This is a genomic window from Planococcus versutus, from assembly GCF_001186155.3.
GTDB classification, from domain to species: Bacteria; Bacillota; Bacilli; order Bacillales_A; family Planococcaceae; genus Planococcus; species Planococcus versutus.
This window is the reverse complement of sequence record NZ_CP016540.2, coordinates 1,195,613-1,211,070: the sequence shown is the minus strand read 5'-3', so window position 1 is coordinate 1,211,070 and position 15,458 is coordinate 1,195,613. Positions and strand designations below refer to the sequence as shown.

14 protein-coding genes, 2 pseudogenes and 1 other annotated feature (1 of these 17 cut by a window edge) are annotated in these 15,458 nt (G+C 39.5%); of the genes and pseudogenes, 7 read left to right on the top strand and 9 right to left on the bottom strand.

All coding sequences use genetic code 11. The annotated features are described in order from the left end of the window. Positions 1–65 (bottom strand) — a binding site (T-box leader); it reaches 141 nt to the left of the window's first position. Positions 66–109: 44 nt separating this feature from the next. Further along, positions 110–762 (bottom strand): annotated as a pseudogene (locus tag I858_RS06190) (3-oxoacid CoA-transferase subunit B). Between the two features lie 18 nt (positions 763–780). Next, positions 781–1,473 carry a CoA transferase subunit A gene (locus I858_RS06185; RefSeq protein ID WP_065524354.1) on the bottom strand — a complete coding sequence of 231 codons (693 nt, stop codon included), beginning with the start codon at positions 1,471–1,473 and terminating at the stop codon, positions 781–783. Positions 1,474–1,646: 173 nt separating this feature from the next. Between I858_RS06185 and mnmL the strand changes: the two genes are divergently transcribed. Both mnmL and mnmM read left to right on the top strand, forming a co-directional pair. Then, complete coding sequence (gene mnmL, locus I858_RS06180) at positions 1,647–2,600, top strand: tRNA modification radical SAM protein MnmL/YtqA (RefSeq protein WP_083553666.1); 954 nt, start codon at positions 1,647–1,649, stop codon at positions 2,598–2,600. Continuing rightward, a complete protein-coding gene (gene mnmM, locus I858_RS06175; RefSeq protein ID WP_065524356.1) occupies positions 2,597–3,148 on the top strand; it encodes a tRNA 5-(aminomethyl)-2-thiouridylate-methyltransferase MnmM in 552 nt (183 codons plus the stop codon). Before mnmL ends, mnmM begins: the two co-directional genes overlap by 4 nt. Positions 3,149–3,934: 786 nt before the next feature. On the opposite strand, the gene I858_RS06170 is transcribed toward mnmM, so the two are convergent. The 5 genes from I858_RS06170 to I858_RS06155 all read right to left on the bottom strand — a co-directional run bounded on the left by I858_RS06170 (position 3,935) and on the right by I858_RS06155 (position 7,744). After that, on the bottom strand, positions 3,935–4,600 hold the full coding sequence (locus I858_RS06170; RefSeq protein ID WP_065524357.1) for a haloacid dehalogenase type II: 666 nt from the start codon (positions 4,598–4,600) through the stop codon (positions 3,935–3,937). A gap of 252 nt (positions 4,601–4,852) precedes the next feature. Further along, positions 4,853–6,343, bottom strand: a complete 1,491-nt coding sequence (locus I858_RS06165; RefSeq protein WP_065524358.1) for a murein hydrolase activator EnvC family protein — start codon at positions 6,341–6,343, stop codon at positions 4,853–4,855. A gap of 249 nt (positions 6,344–6,592) precedes the next feature. Further along, complete coding sequence (locus I858_RS06160) at positions 6,593–7,069, bottom strand: peptide-methionine (S)-S-oxide reductase (protein ID WP_065524359.1); 477 nt, start codon at positions 7,067–7,069, stop codon at positions 6,593–6,595. Positions 7,070–7,130: 61 nt separating this feature from the next. Then, positions 7,131–7,304, bottom strand: a complete 174-nt coding sequence (locus I858_RS16940; RefSeq protein WP_157886485.1) for a hypothetical protein — start codon at positions 7,302–7,304, stop codon at positions 7,131–7,133. A gap of 104 nt (positions 7,305–7,408) precedes the next feature. Then, positions 7,409–7,744 (bottom strand): hypothetical protein, encoded by a 336-nt coding sequence (locus tag I858_RS06155; protein WP_157886484.1) that lies wholly within the window; start codon positions 7,742–7,744, stop codon positions 7,409–7,411. Positions 7,745–7,810: 66 nt separating this feature from the next. Here I858_RS06155 and I858_RS06150 point away from each other — a divergent pair. After that, positions 7,811–8,589, top strand: a pseudogene (locus I858_RS06150) (SDR family oxidoreductase). Positions 8,590–9,379: 790 nt separating this feature from the next. On the opposite strand, the gene I858_RS06145 reads toward I858_RS06150, so the two are convergent. Together I858_RS06145 and I858_RS06140 are read right to left on the bottom strand one after the other, a co-directional pair. Next, the gene (locus I858_RS06145; protein ID WP_065524361.1) at positions 9,380–10,150 is read right to left on the bottom strand and encodes an ABC transporter permease; all 771 of its coding nucleotides are present in this window, start codon (positions 10,148–10,150) and stop codon (positions 9,380–9,382) included. Between the two features lie 12 nt (positions 10,151–10,162). Beyond that, positions 10,163–11,077 (bottom strand): ABC transporter ATP-binding protein, encoded by a 915-nt coding sequence (locus I858_RS06140; protein WP_065524362.1) that lies wholly within the window; start codon positions 11,075–11,077, stop codon positions 10,163–10,165. A 1,227-nt stretch (positions 11,078–12,304) separates the two neighbouring features. Here I858_RS06140 and I858_RS06135 point away from each other — a divergent pair. The 4 genes from I858_RS06135 to I858_RS06120 all read left to right on the top strand — a co-directional run bounded on the left by I858_RS06135 (position 12,305) and on the right by I858_RS06120 (position 15,402). Continuing rightward, a complete protein-coding gene (locus tag I858_RS06135; protein WP_083553665.1) occupies positions 12,305–12,622 on the top strand; it encodes an AbrB/MazE/SpoVT family DNA-binding domain-containing protein in 318 nt (105 codons plus the stop codon). A gap of 13 nt (positions 12,623–12,635) precedes the next feature. Continuing rightward, positions 12,636–12,911, top strand: coding sequence for a type II toxin-antitoxin system RelE/ParE family toxin (locus tag I858_RS06130; protein WP_065524363.1), 276 nt, complete (start codon positions 12,636–12,638; stop codon positions 12,909–12,911). A 203-nt stretch (positions 12,912–13,114) separates the two neighbouring features. Next, positions 13,115–13,936: a hypothetical protein gene (locus I858_RS06125; protein WP_065524364.1), complete on the top strand. Its 822-nt coding sequence runs from the start codon at positions 13,115–13,117 to the stop codon at positions 13,934–13,936. Between the two features lie 122 nt (positions 13,937–14,058). After that, positions 14,059–15,402, top strand: coding sequence for a hypothetical protein (locus tag I858_RS06120; RefSeq protein ID WP_204249449.1), 1,344 nt, complete (start codon positions 14,059–14,061; stop codon positions 15,400–15,402). Positions 15,403–15,458 lie beyond the last annotated feature (56 nt).

Below are 15,458 nucleotides of genomic sequence, written 5' to 3'. Positions count from 1 at the left end.
CTTGCACCAACCGCCGGCTCTCTGTCAAAAATACACAAACTACTAGTCCTCTTCACTGTCATTGGTTATTGTCTCTAGTTTAGACGAAGCACTGTTTTTTCGCAATAGCTTAAGAAACTTTGACGTTTTCCGTATTCAAAGGCGCTTCTGTAGAATCGATTATATCTTGAACAGTAAAGCCTTCAAATACCTCCACCAACACTAAACCCTTTTTTGTTACTTCAATCACTGCACGTTCTGTAATGATTTTATTAACCACACCTTTGCCAGTTAACGGCAAATCGCATTGTTTTTTGATTTTAGCAGATCCGTCTTTTGATACATGATCCATAATGACAATAACTTTTTTCGCACCGTGGACTAAATCCATCGCACCGCCCATGCCTTTGATCATTTTACCGGGAATCATCCAGTTGGCTAAGTCGCCGTTTTCAGCTACTTCCATCCCACCAAGAATAGCGACGTCAATATGCCCCCGCGAATCATCGCGAACGATTCTGCACTAGTGAAAAAAGCCGATCCAGGAATCGTCGTTACGGTTTCTTTGCCCGCATTGATGAGATCAGGGTCTACATTTTCTTCTGTTGGATAAGGTCCAATTCCTAGAAGACCGTTTTCTGATTGAAGTACAACAGTTTTGTTATCAGAAATAAAATTAGCAACCAGAGTTGGCATACCGATTCCAAGATTCACATAATCGCCATCATTAATTTCTTTTTCAGCGCGTTTTGCAATGCGTTCTCTCACTGCTTGTTTGTCCATGATTTTCTCCATCCTTTCCTAAATAGTACGTGTTGTTAAACGTTCAATGCGTTTTTCTTGGTCTGCTTGAAGTAATCCTTGCACATAAATGCTTGGTGTTTGAACATGATTCGGATCAATATCACCAGTTTCTACAATTTCTTCTACTTCTGCAATGGTAATTTTCCCAGCTGCTGCAGCAAGCGGATTGAAGTTTTGGGCGGTTTTATTATAAACAAGGTTGCCCATTTTATCAGCTTTATGTGCTCTCACTAATGCAAAATCAGCTCTCAAAGCATGTTCTAGTACATGTTCTTTCCCATCAAATTCGCGAATTTCTTTGCCTTCTGCGACCGTTGTGCCAACACCAGCTGGTGTAAAGAATGCCGGAATTCCAGCTCCGCCTGCGCGTATTTTTTCAGCAAGCGTTCCTTGTGGTGTCAATTCCACTTCAATTTCACCCGATAACACTTGGCGTTCAAACTCTTTGTTTTCCCCAACATAAGAACCAATCATTTTTTTAATTTGATTGTTTTTCAACAGTAAACCAAGACCCCACTCGTCCACTCCACAGTTATTGGAAATAATGGTCAAGTCAGTCACTCCTTTATCAACAAGTGCTAAAATTAGCTGTTCTGGTATTCCTACTAACCCAAAACCACCTACCATAATTGTGGCACCGTCTTGAATTTGCTCCACTGCTTCTTTTGCAGAATTGTATATCGGTTTCATCCCATTATGCCTCCTCTGACTCATCAACTAAAACTGATTATTAAAACGCTTCCATACCAATTTAAACAAACTATTACGCTAAACGCAATATTCATAAAAATTAACACAAGTACCCCAAGCATTGTTGACGGTTTCTGTGACATGCTACAATGTTATTAGAGGAGTTGTTACGAGTGAATACAGAATTTCCTTTTTCATCTGATGGAAAACGATACTATACATGGAATCGCCATTTACGCGATCATTTTGGCTTTAAAGTGATGAAAATCGCGTTAGATGCAGGCTTTGACTGTCCTAACCGGGACGGTACCGTTGCACATGGAGGCTGTACATTTTGTAGCGTCGCTGGGTCTGGTGACTTTGCGGGTAATCGCGTTGATTCGATTCCCAAGCAGTTCGACAATATAAAAGAAAAAATGCACCGCAAATGGAAAGATGCCAAATACATGGCTTATTTCCAAGCCTATACAAATACCCATGCACCACTGCCTGTCATAAAAGAAAAGTTTGAAGCTGCACTCGAACAAGAAAATGTCATTGGCTTAAGCATTGCGACGCGTCCCGACTGTTTGCCCAACGACGTTGTTGATTACTTAGCTGAATTAAACGAACGAACCTATTTATGGGTTGAGCTTGGACTTCAAACGGTTCACGAGCGAACAGCTCTTTTAGTTAACAGAGCTCATGATTTTGAGGCCTACATCGAAGGTGTCACGAAACTACGTAAGCGAGGCATTCGTGTTTGCACACACATTATTAACGGCTTGCCGCTAGAAGATCGTGATATGATGATGGAAACCGCACGTGAAGTAGCCAAACTCGATGTGCAAGGTATTAAAATTCATCTTTTGCACTTATTAAAAGGCACGCCAATGGTAAAACAATACGAAAAAGGCATGGTCGAGTTTTTAGAAAAGCAAGAGTATATCAATTTAGTAGCTGACCAACTTGAAGTGCTGCCACCTGACATGGTGGTACAGCGCATTACCGGTGATGGTCCAATCGACTTGATGATTGGTCCAATGTGGAGTGCAAACAAATGGGAAGTTTTAAACGGCATTGACGCAGAACTCGAGCGACGCAGTAGCTGGCAAGGAAAACTAGTGACAAAGAGTGTGACGTTATGACTTTGAAGCGCGTGTTGCCTTTTACAAAATCATTGCTTGAACAAGCTGTTTCTTTAGGAGACTCGGTCATCGACGGCACTGCCGGCAACGGTCACGATACGCATTTTCTAGCAGAGCTGACTGGATCTACGGGCAAGGTTTTTGCTTTTGACATCCAAGCAGAAGCAATAGAAGCCACTAACGAACGCGTCAAAAAATTTCAACATGTCACTCTTATTCACGACAGTCATGCCAAAATAAAAGAGTACGTTACGGAGCCAATTTCAGCAGCCGTTTTCAATCTTGGCTATTTGCCAAAAGGCGACCATAGCATTATCACGACAGCACAAAGTACGCTATCGGCTCTCGAACAAAGCTTAGATCTTTTAAAAATTAACGGTGTTTTACTAGTTGTCGTTTATAGTGGACATGAAGGCGGCCATGAAGAACGAGACGCTGTAATGGGATTTGTTTCAACTTTACCGCAAAAATTCTTTGACGTTCTTAAATACGAATTTATCAATCAGCAACATTCGCCGCCTTTTTTGCTAGCAATTGAGAAAAAATAGATCACTTATTAGAAAACGCAGAAAGGAACAAAATCCTTTTCTGCGTTTTTGTAGTATTTCTTTATACTCACTAAAGAAATCATAAAACAGCCCAAATAGTTTGGCCAGATAAGGCTGAGTGTTACTCGTTTGATCCCCAGTATGGATCTCCAAACGATCTCAAACAAAATAGCACCAGATTATGCGTCAGCTTATTTTAACAAAAAACAGATGCAATTTCGCCTGCAAAACGTTTACCAACATTCACAGCACATTGATTTTATCAAGCAAGTAGACGGCCAAAAAAGTTACCGAGAAGCCAATGACTGCCATTAAGCTCAATGCAGTCGCTGTTTTTTTGGAACCAGTGATTCGATTGAAAAAACAGAAAACCATTGGAACGTCATACCGGAATTAACTAATGCCTGAACAATCACACATTAAGCAGTGGAAACGCAGCCGAACTAATCATGCCATCAAGTTTTGCCAATCCAAGTGCATAACCACATCACTCATCTTGCCGATATAAACAACAAAAAACCCGCCAGCAAGGTTGCTGAAGAATAGATGCCAGAAACCATCAAGCTACTCTATTCAAATTCTTCTACAGTAATAATCAATAAATACGGCAATTGAATACGTCTGCTCTAGTCCTTAGAAAAAGTGAGACAATCCTGTAAGAATTACGATTATCCAACTATAATAAAAAAGCCCTAATTGAGCTTTTTTTTCAGCATACTACTATTTCACCAGTAACATCGGATAATTTGTACCCGCTACTTCATTTTCAACAAAATTCTACTTCATCTACTTCCACTTTAGTAATCCATTCAAGTCATCAAATACATAATCAGGCTCCAAATCAAGTTCTTCTAACGGCAAGCCTTTTCGGTTAATCCACGCGGTTTGAAATCCAAAACTTTTAGCTCCTGAAACATCCCAGCCATTTGATGACATGAATAACACTTCATAGCTTTCTAGTCCAAGCTTTTCTAACGCATAGTGATAAGAAGCTGGAGTCGGTTTAAATTGTTTTATGTCATCAATGCTGAGGACTTGGTTAAATAGCTCTTCTAGTCCAGCATGTTTAACCAAAGGATCTAACATATCATGAGAGCCGTTTGAAAATACGACTAAATTCTTATCTTTTAATTGCGTAAGAACTTCTTTTGATTCCGAGTAAAGCGGCAACTGAAGATAGGCTTCTAGTAAGTGTTTCTCATGTTGCTCACTTGATTGCAAGTCGTTTTCGTTAAGTGCATATGTTAAAGCGTCATGTGTAATGGAATACAATGAAGCATAATTACCCATAAGCTGACGAAGCATGAAATATTCCACTTGCTTGGATCTCCACGTCTGACTAATTTTCTCGCCATATCCAGGATATAGTTCTTCGCATTCCTTTTTAATCGCCGTTACATCAAACAATGTCCCATAGACGTCGAATACAAAAGCCTTGATTGAATCATTCACTTAAAACTCCTCCTTTAATTATTTCATCCATTCGCAGTTGATTGATATTCACTACATCTCTCTACTTCTATACCCTACATTAAGTAAATTAATTAGAGCTAGTTCAATTAATTGGGTAGCTAATGTGCTTGAAGTTATAGATGTATTCCCAAAAATTCAAGAAAGCTTCATTCACTAAAGCTTGGAAAATAAAAACCCGAATCTGCTCACTAATTAAAGTTTCGCTGATTGAGGGTTGATTTTTCACTTATCTTAGAAATAGTTCATCGGGTCCACTGCGTTTGAGCGAGCCCCATTCCAAGAACCAATGTGAACTTCAAAGTGAAGATGAGGTCCGGTAGAACGTCCTGTGCTGCCGACTAGTCCAACATTTTGACCTTGTGAGACTGCTTGGCCAGCAGAAACATTGATAGCGCTCATGTGACCGTAAACCGTTGCATACGATTGACCATTGATTGAATGCGTCAAAATTACGACGTTACCATAGCCACCCATATTACCTGCAAAAGAAACATAGCCAGATGCCGCTGCAGAAATTGGAGTGCCTGTTATATTAGCAATGTCTTGTCCAAGATGTGATTCAGCACCTGAACCAATATCTCTTCCGCCAAAACCTGATGAGTATCGTCCAGAAACGGGTCTAATAAACATAGCGCTAGGTGAAGGCGCTGCTTCCACTTTTTCAGGAATGTTCACAGAAGGAATTGATGCTTTTGGTTTGCTAGTTGGTTTAACTTGTGCAGATTCAGCTCTAGCACTACTTTCAGCTTCTGCTTCACGTGCCTTTTCTGTTGCAACTTGTGCACGTGCTTTTGCTTCTGCTAACGCTTTTGCATTGGCTTCTTCTTTTGCAACGATTGCACGAGCCTCTTCGGCTGCTTGTGCTTCGGCTATTGCACGAGCTTCGGCTGCAGCTTTCTCAGCTGCTATTTTTCGTTGACGCTCTTCTTCAGCTTTTCTTGCAATTTCTGCTAAACGTGCTTGCTCTTCCATAATTTGTTTTTCTAAATCTGCACTAATTTTGATAACCTCAGTACGTTTGTTTTCTAAACCGCCTTTTTCTGTTGCTAATCGTTGTTGCTCAGTCTCTAAGTTTTGCACAACACCTGCTTGTTTGGCTTTTTGGTTATCCAAAGATGATTTTAACTCCACTAATTCTGCGCGGTGCGATTCTTGTTCTGCTAGTTTAGACTCTACTTGTTTTTTTTGTTTGGCTAGTAGCTCTTTATCTGCCGCTTGTTGGCTCATAATTTCACGGTCAGCTTCAATTAATGTATTGACCGCAGAAAAACGATCTATGAAATCGACGAAACTGTTTGCACCTAGAAGAACATCAATATAGTCTACAGAACCGCCACTCAATTGGATTGCACGCGCTCGTTCTTTCAACAATTGTGTACGTTCCTCAATTTTTCGTTCCAGCTCTACAATTGATTTTTTTAGCTCATCGATTTCTATTTTCGTTTGATCAATTTCAGCTTGAATACTGTTAATTTTTGCTTCTGTATTATTGATTTGTGTGTTCAAATCTGTAATTTTTGCTGCAAGTTGTTCTAGCTTGGATACATTTCGATTGATTTGTCCTGACTTTTCAGTAATGCCTGAATTTAACTCACTTTGCTGCTGCTGCATGTTTTGCTGTCTCTGTTCTAATTCGCTTAATGTATCTGCATTAGCTGTTGGCATCAACATTGTTAAAGCTAATACAGAAGACAAACTAGTTATCATCCATTTTGAAATCATGTAGTCGATCTCCTTCCAATTCTTTAAATGTTAAATCTATGTATTTCATATAGGTGTGAGTCAAAATTGTATAGGTTTCTTCGAAAATTGCGACTCGCCTAGTATAACAGTTTAAAATACGCATACTGTTACAGAGACATTTCTTTTTCTTCTAATAATGAAATATTTTTGTAATATTTTAGAAATTCTAACTAGCAAAAAAGAAGCTCTCATTAGAGCTTCTTCTTGTTAGATAATGGTCTACTGTATCTATGCATTCTTATACTTATGTAAAAGGTCCTCAGGTATATGACAATAATCATTTGGACATCGGGCCAACCGGTCTTGATGTTCTTTTGCGCTCTTCAAGTAGTTTGTAAGAGGCCGCACTTCGACCTTAACAAGGTCAAAATCATCTCTCTTCCAAAGAAACGCCTTTGCTTCTTCTAAATGCTCAGATTTCTCGCTATATACACCCGTTCTGTATTTCTCGCCAACGTCTTGCCCTTGTTTGTTCAAACTGTACGGATCGATAATTTCAAATAAGTAACCCATTAGTTCTTTACATGTCACAACTGACGGATCAAACTCTGTTTTTACACATTCGGCATAGCCATCATAGTCCCCATCGAGAATGCAGCTTGTTCCGTTGGCTCTTCCAGCTTCTGTAAATGTAATGCCAGGTAACGTTTTTATAAACGCCTCTACTCCCCATAAACAGCCACCTGCAAGATATATTACTTCCATATTGATCCTCCTAGTAGTTTCGAAACAGCTAAAAATATTAATTTACTTGCTTTAACACTAGTTATGCCCACTTATCATCATCCATAATCCATTGCTTATTCTTCAAATCATAGGATTTATACTCATCGTGAAAAACAAAATACGAAGGCAAATTCAGTGAATCTCCACCGGCGGTTTCCCAGCATTGACGGAACCACTCTGCAAATGCTTGTTGTTCTTGTGGCACTATAGCCACTTCATTTTGCTCGTAAAAGTTAGAAAAGCCAGCATACTGGTTTTACGTTCAGCTTACTTTGAATCCTGCGGCGAAAGCAAGCACGATGCCGATTAAAACATCAGTCATTTCTTTCGGTGATTTTTCATAGCCGGTTTTGCGCTGGCCAGTATGACCCCTGCTGTGCCGTGCGCCATATGCAATTTGAATTGCGCTGAATTAATGTTGTGGTCACCGAGCGGAGTGAATGTAAATCGCTCCTCGAGCATCTCGAAAATTGCTTGCGGCAGTTCTTCATGAAGTCCTGGAATCGTGTCTTTGAGCAAATACAAATTGAAAAATGAGCGGTTATCGTAAACGAAGCTGATTAATTCAAACGAGTTCGCACCCATCGCTGGTGTCGGAATGTCCGCTCCAAGGTCGTAGCGCTCCGTACATGTCCGCTTGATTTGCTGGAACATTTCTTTACGAAGTTCAAAGAGTAACTTATTTTCAGTTTATCATACCTATAAAAGAGAGATGTTTTCATGATTAATTACACAGACAAAGTCATCCTTATCACAGGCGGAGGATCAGTTCTCGGGCTAGCCGCCGCCCCTTCGATCGCAGCACAAGGCGGTAAACTTGTTCTCGTCGATATGAACAAAGAATCGCTTGAAGCAGGAAAAAGCGATATTTTGGCGCAAATACCAGATGCGTCTATTAAACTTTTCGAAGCGAATGTTACCGATGAGCAACAAGTCCATAACTTCGTCTAGTTTACAGTTGATACATTCGGAAAAATCGATGGTTTTTTTAACAACGCGGGCATCGAAGGCAAACAGAACTTGACGGAAGACTATGGCTCAGATGAGTTTGAAAAAGTCGTTAGCGTCAACCTGAACGGCGTATTCTTCGGCATGAAGTACGTCTTGAAAATTATGAAAGAACAAGGCTACGGATCAATCGTTAATACAGCGTCTGTCGGCGGTATTCGCGGCGTCGGCAACCAGTCTGGCTACGCAGCAAGCATGGTGTTGTTGGCTTGACGCGAAACTCTGGTATTGAATACGGTCAGTATGGCGTCAGCATCAACGCCATCGCACCGGGCGCCATCATGACGCCGATGGTCGAAGGCTCATTAAAGCAAATGGCCGGTGACGACTGGGAAGCCGCGGGCACAGAATTTGTCAGCGTCAACCCAATGAAACGCTTCGGCAAGCCTGAAGAAGTTAGCAACTTAGTCGCTTTTCTTTTGTCCGATGCAGCTAAATTTATCAACGCCACCGTCATCCCGATCGACAGCGGCCAATCGTATAAATATTGATCACTCACACAACCTGGGCTTTCCCGGGTTGTTTTTTTGATTAACTCCAAAACTTCGTAGTGGCAAAGCGGGTCTTCGTAAGCAGTGGCATAGAATGCGTAAGATTTCTCAATCGCCTAAAGCACAATCAGCGCACTCCAATATTCATTGGGAAGTTTCGTTGAGAAGAAAAAAAGTGAATATAATAATTGGTCTCATTAGTTTTGATATATTCTTTTTACGCTCTCAATAGTCAATCTGCTTTTTTAAAAGAAATTTATAGTTAAAAATAATTCAACTAGTTTACATATCATCACATTATCAAAACTAATAAATTATGAACTCCCAAAAAGGAAGATAGCCAATATTGGTTATCTTCCCTTAAGCTTAAATCTATATGTTCGCAAAATCTTAATCTCACGAATAAAAAGGAGAAAAGATATGGTAGTGCACCCCAAAATTTAGATTTGAACTCTAAATTTAAGGACCACTATCCAGTTGCGGTTCTTTTATAGACAATGACAAAGTCATTTGATCAGTTGTCATCGTGTGAATCTGATGTAACCCAAGTTGCTTCTACGAATGTTGACGGCACCTTAATAGTTGATATTCCGAAATGGGCTATTTTACTCTCAGAGGTTCTTTTCTACTTATCTTTGAGAATTCGATTCAAAGGACTAAAAACGCTTCCAAAGGTATGCCGGTATTCAGTGATTTTTTATTTAGAAACTAGGCGAATCAGGATTTTCAATGTGAAAGGTTGTTTGAATTGTCTAGCTTTTAAGGGTTTATTGAGTAAGTACAATAGATATTAACTTCTCAGTCCACGGCCTTTTTCAATCAGATACCAATTGAATCCGTAAAGTACAACCACAAAAACAATCGAAATGAGAATAGAGAATAGAATCGGTACATCGATTACACCGAGAATCCCGAATCGGAATCCAGAAATCATGTAAACAATCGGGTTGAACTTTGATACAAACTGCCAAAATGGAGGCAACATCGAGATGGCAAAGAATACGCCACCTAGGTAAGTCAATGGCTGAAGAATAAAAGTAGGAACAATAGACACATCGTCAAATGATTTTGCAAAAATACCGTTCAACAGACCTGCTAAAGAAAACAAAATAGACGTCATTAAAAACGTTAATATGACAATACTCCAAGAATAGACTTGCAACGGAACAAAAAGTAGCGAGATAATCGTGACCAGTACCCCTACCAGAATACTTCTTCCTAGTCCTCCAATCACAAAGCCCCAAATAATAATATGGGTCGGGACAGGAGCGACCAATAGTTCTTCAATATTCTTTTGAAACTTTTGTGAGAAAAATGAAGACGAGACATTCGAATAGGAACTCGTAATGACTGACATCATAATCAATCCAGGGACAATAAACTCCATGTAGGAGAATCCTTCCATTTCGCCAATTCTTTTACCAATCAAATTCCCAAAGATGATAAAGTATAAGGAAGTTGTAATAACAGGCGGAACCAATGTTTGGATCCAAATTCTAAGATAACGGTTCGTTTCTTTGACCGCCAAGCCTTTTAATGCTACTAAATATAGTTTGAACATGTGAATCCTCCACTAAGCAGTTTCTTTTGTAAGTTTTAAAAATAACTCTTCTAATCGATTAGACTTATTACGCATCGACAACACTTTAATCCCTTGTTCTGTCAATTGGTTAAACAGTTCGTTGATTCCTTGATCACGCCCTACTTCCACAGAAAGAGATCCTTCATCCATAAGTTCACTCTTATAGCCTTTAATCATCGGAATTTGTCCTGAAGATTCAATATCTAAAATAATGGTTTCAAACTGAAGCTTAGCAAGCAATGATTTCATACTTGTATCTTCAATTAGCTGCCCTTTTTGAATAATACCAATATTGCGACATAACATCTCCGCTTCTTCCAAATAATGTGTTGTCAAAATTATCGTCGTACCATTATCATTCAACTCTTTCAGAAACGCCCACATCTCTCGTCTCAATTCAATGTCCACACCCGCCGTCGGCTCATCAAGAATAAGTAGACGCGGTTCATGCATCAAGGCGCGTGAGATCATCAGTCGACGTTTCATCCCTCCGGAAAGCATCCGTGCTTGAACATTTTTTTTCTCCCATAAATCAGATTGCTTCAAGTACTTTTCGCTGCGCTCTAATGCTTCCTTCCTTGACACGCCGTAATAACCTGCCTGGTTCACGACAATCTGTTGGACCGTTTCAAAAGGACTGAAGTTGAACTCCTGGGGGACCAGACCAATCTGCAGCTTCGCCTGCATTAACTGCGTGTCCATATCATAGCCGAAGACTTTGACTTTTCCTGATGTCTTATTGACAAGGGATGTCACAATCCCGATAGTCGTAGATTTCCCAGCCCCGTTAGGACCTAAGAGAGCGTAGAAGTCTCCTTCTGCTACTTTCAAATCGATGCCACGCAAAGCCTCAACGCCGCCAGTATAGACCTTTTTCAAGTCGTTTATTTCTAATGCATATGTCATTCACTTTATCTCCTAACTATCTTTTTGATTAGTTATATTTAAATACCTAATTGCCATTATCCACTCCCTTATATTCATAAAGCTTTGTGTATACATTTTTTAAATGCACCGATTGTGAAATTAAGCTAGACAACCGAAAAAGTCATTCGTGGTACCTCACAATGTATTTTCCGACCAAAGAAAAACATCAGAGTAATCACGAATGAACTACACCATCTTAACACGAATGAACTGGTGATGACAGAATCCTACCACCATCAAAATATGCACGTTTCAATCATCACTGAGCGAATGATTCGTTCCAGGCAACTAATTTATAATATCATTAAATTTCTGAAATCCGGGCATACAGCCCTCAATTTTCACAAGTAGTACGAGAGAATTAAGAAATGTTGCGGCTGCTGAAAAATGACGGCGAAGGAAACAGAAAATGCTCTCGCATAGTATTTCAACTTATATTCTTTTTCCTTTTACATCTCATTTTCTCTCCTTAATTCAACTTACCTATAATTACTATACCAACGGAATTCCATTGAAGTTCCATTTTTCTATAAAATGGGAATTCAGCAGATTTTTCTAATGAATGTGAATGTAACTTAACCCTAATTAAGTTACATTCATATTCTATAAAAAGATTCTGAAACGTCGTGATTTTAAAGGATAAATGAAACTTTATGTAAAATAAACAAGTATAGTAATCTGTAACCAATATAGCCAAGGAGGGAACACCATAAATGTTAGTTTAAATCTTTTATTAGTACCAGTAAATTCCATTTTTTCAGAGACTTTATTCATTTTTTAAACTTTACAAACATAATTGAATCTCTAGTCTTTAATGTACTTCGAACTTAACATAGGTGCTAGATAATTTTGGAAATTAAACCGTTCGCAAAAGTATACTTACATGAACGAAAAAAGAAGATGCTCAGGACCAGCATCTTCTCTAGTTTGCTTTTATAGGCTTCTGATAAGCTGCGATATATAAACTCTTATAACTCAAAAATATGATCTTAAGGTCTTAGAATACAGCCTTTTAAATGTATCATTTTTTCTAACAAATTGATTTCCCTTTGTAGTCCTGCTAACTTCTTTAAATTACCGTTACTGAATATAATCCCTTTCCATTGCAGCCATTTTAATTGATTTAAGAAGAAGAAAGGTATGCATTTAAGAAAGTAGGAAAGTTAGATTTTATTAAATCATACGAGATTGGAAGGAGTTTATCGGATGACAAAACTTCAGGATCCCCCACATGACAACGGAATGACCAAGCATGTCCGTTTGCGGAAAAAAGGGCAGATTACGATTCCCAACGAAATACTGGAACAGCTGGAGTTAACCGCGAATACCAATTTGAAAGTGACCGCGGTAGACGGACGGATCGTCCTCATTCCCATGATTGAAATCGCCAAAGACCAGGCTTGGTATTGGACCGAAACGTGGCAGCAAGACGAAAAAGAAGCCCAACAGGAGATCGACAAAGGGCAAACCAGTGGACCATTTGCGGTAGAAGATGCGCTTGCCTGGTTAGACGAAGAGGAATGAAGGTGACCGTTGCTTGTTTGAACTAGAAATCACGAATAAATTTAAGAAATCCTATAAAAAGTTTCACAAAAATGAGCAAAAGGCCGTCAGCGAGGCCCTTAAGCTCTTGGCAACTGCACCACCTTTTCAACCTTCCCTGAGAACCAAGCGTATTGAAGGGACGAAATCCACCTTTGAAGCCACTCCTAATATAAATATCCGGATTTCGTGGGAATACAGCCAGACAGCTGAACAAACGCTAATTTTGCGCAATTGTGGTCACCACCACGATTTACTAAGAAACCCTTAAAAAACAAGAAGTCATGAAGAAAGCCCTTCAATAGTGGAGGGCTTTTGAACGTAACATAATTACCATTAAGTTACATTCAAAACTAGTAAAAAATCTAGAAACTAGTTTTAAAAAATGGGGATTTACTGGAAGCACATTGGTATAATAACTAGAGACCAATAAAAGGAAAGAAATTTGTAAAAAACTTAGATAGGAGAATGATAGTGGCGTATTTAATTACAAAAGAGGTAACCAATAAACTCACATGGAAATTCCTCTGCGCAGTAGGGATTTTTGCATCCCTGCCGCTGATTTATTTTTTTATTGTGCACCGAAGTTACGAATTTTCAACTTCTTATGACATTTTTACGTTTTTATTAAGCGGTATTTTGGAACTAACGTTTCCAATTTTAGTTACGCTGATTTATTTGGGGTCTTTTTCGCTGGAAATCGACGATAGATTCCTTTTTTATACACGTTCAAGGATTTCTATCAAGAACTATTTAACCTTGAAGTTTTCCGCTAATTTCTTCTTGTGTTTCAGCATTTTTTTCTTGTTTACGTTTACTATGTTTCTTCTTTCTTTCTATGTGTTGCCACACTACGAATACATCCAGGCTGGGTTTGCCAATGCAGAAACGAACTTCTTTCCACTGAACAATCTGACTGCGGAATCATACACCTTGTCTCAACACACGTTTACCCAACTCTTTGCCTATGGCCCCTTGGCTTACGGCCTTTTCTATTCCACCTGGATGGGAATAAATGCAGCGCTTTATGCGTCCATCGGTTTCCTGTTGCTTCTTGTGTTGAACAATCGTTTCTTGGCTTTGGCCTTGCCTTATATCTTTTATCTGGTGGGAAGTTTTATGTTAGGGGCAATTGGTTTACGCATCTTCAGGTTCCATTACTCCATCTTTCCATTCGGCTTTGTCCAACAATCCTTCTGGGTGCCCTTTGTTCCGTTTGCCTTTTTAGTTTTCATGTGTGTGTTGCTGTTCTTATACATAAAGAAAAACGCTGAACGCTTGGACAATCTCCTATGAAGCTTCTCAACCACGTGGCACACGAGTTTGCATCATGGAAATGGTTCTTTTTCATCCTTTTTCTGTTGCCATACAGCTTCAAAAACAGAAATTTCATTGTGGCAGAGGCAACCGTTTATCAATTGCCATTGAACAAATGGGATGTTGTACTTGATCTCCTAAATGACCCGTTCTTAATGCTGTATTTAGCCTTGCCTCTGTTCCTTTTTAGTTTCAGTAACATTGTTCTCACAGAAAGAAGAGACGATGTTCTCATGAGGACAGGCAGTTACACAGGATGGATCGTTTATACGGTGAAAAAGATAATTCCCACTCTTATCGTCTTTTTTTCGCTTTGTCTCCTTGTTTCTAGCCTGGTCACGATTAAAATTCCTTTTGATTTCAATTGGAGTGATTTCAGCACCCAGTCCACTCCTGGAAATTACAGGATTTATCAATTACAGCAATACATCGACTTGCCATTCACCGCCCTTTTTTCACAAGTGATTCTTCTTTTTTTCTTTTTCTTGTTTATCCATTGTCTGTTGGCAACTGTCCACTTATTCTTTCATTCTAAACAGGTGATTCTCTTAGTAAATATCGTGGTCTTCAGCGGGATCCTTGTCTCGTTTAAAAAGCCTCCCTCTGAATGGATGTGGCTGCAGGTTTTAAATTACATTTTCCCTGCATATGCGTATGCCAATCTTGGTTCTCTTCTTCCAGCCTTGTTTGTATTGGGACTGGGGATAAGCTTATGTTTTGGGGTGGTGGTGTATTTCAAAACCCACTGGATTGAAAAGGCGAAGAAACGCTTGAAAGAGCACTATCTGGTCCTCAGTTTCTTGCTGGTGTGTATACTCGGAATCAGTTCGTCGGCATTGGATTTTGAGTTGATGCCACAGACCGTCTGGGATTTGTTTTACCTCCGTTTTTATGGCGTCTCTGAAACCGGGTATACTCTTCTGAGTTATTTATTCTTTTGTCTCGTTTTCTTAGGGATTGTTTTCTACTTTCAAGATTTCATGAATCAACAGTTGAGCAGTCAGGCTTATTATCTCCTCATCCGTTATAAATCGATGAACGTCTGGTTTCTGAACCTGCTCAAGGGAATGGCCGGCAAGGTGCTTAAATTCCTGTTCTTCCTCTTTGCCCTCGTTCTGGCCATTGGCGTTTTACAAGGGAAATCTGTCAATATGACCTTTTCCATCGACGTGCCGATTACGGTCATCGAGATGAGTTACCACTATTTTGTAAATGGATTTTTACAGATTTTTAATTACATCCTTTTGGCGTTTATCGTGAGGTGCATCTGGAAAGAACCCATTTATAGCGTGCTTATCCTGGCTGTTTTCATCTTAGGTGGACTTCCGTTTATTCATCAAGGGGGTCCCTGTTCCTTTTGGGTTGAATGCGTTAGGAAGTTTGACTGGGGAAGCCAACGAAATCTATTACCGGACGGGAATCTTAGGGGTCTATCTTCTGGGTGAGCTGGCATCATTGCATGTATTTTCAACAAGAGAAAAAATATATTTTACTGAGGAGT

Coding starts and splice junctions, on each gene's coding strand:
- I858_RS06185 (WP_065524354.1), bottom strand. CDS start 1,473: ATGAAACCGATATACAATTCTGCAAAAGAAGCAGTGGAGCAAATTCAA.
- mnmM (WP_065524356.1), top strand. CDS start 2,597: ATGACTTTGAAGCGCGTGTTGCCTTTTACAAAATCATTGCTTGAACAA.
- I858_RS06165 (WP_065524358.1), bottom strand. CDS start 6,343: ATGATTTCAAAATGGATGATAACTAGTTTGTCTTCTGTATTAGCTTTA.
- I858_RS06160 (WP_065524359.1), bottom strand. CDS start 7,069: ATGGAAGTAATATATCTTGCAGGTGGCTGTTTATGGGGAGTAGAGGCG.
- I858_RS06155 (WP_157886484.1), bottom strand. CDS start 7,744: ATGTTCCAGCAAATCAAGCGGACATGTACGGAGCGCTACGACCTTGGA.
- I858_RS06145 (WP_065524361.1), bottom strand. CDS start 10,150: ATGTTCAAACTATATTTAGTAGCATTAAAAGGCTTGGCGGTCAAAGAA.
- I858_RS06140 (WP_065524362.1), bottom strand. CDS start 11,077: ATGACATATGCATTAGAAATAAACGACTTGAAAAAGGTCTATACTGGC.
- I858_RS06135 (WP_083553665.1), top strand. CDS start 12,305: ATGACAAAACTTCAGGATCCCCCACATGACAACGGAATGACCAAGCAT.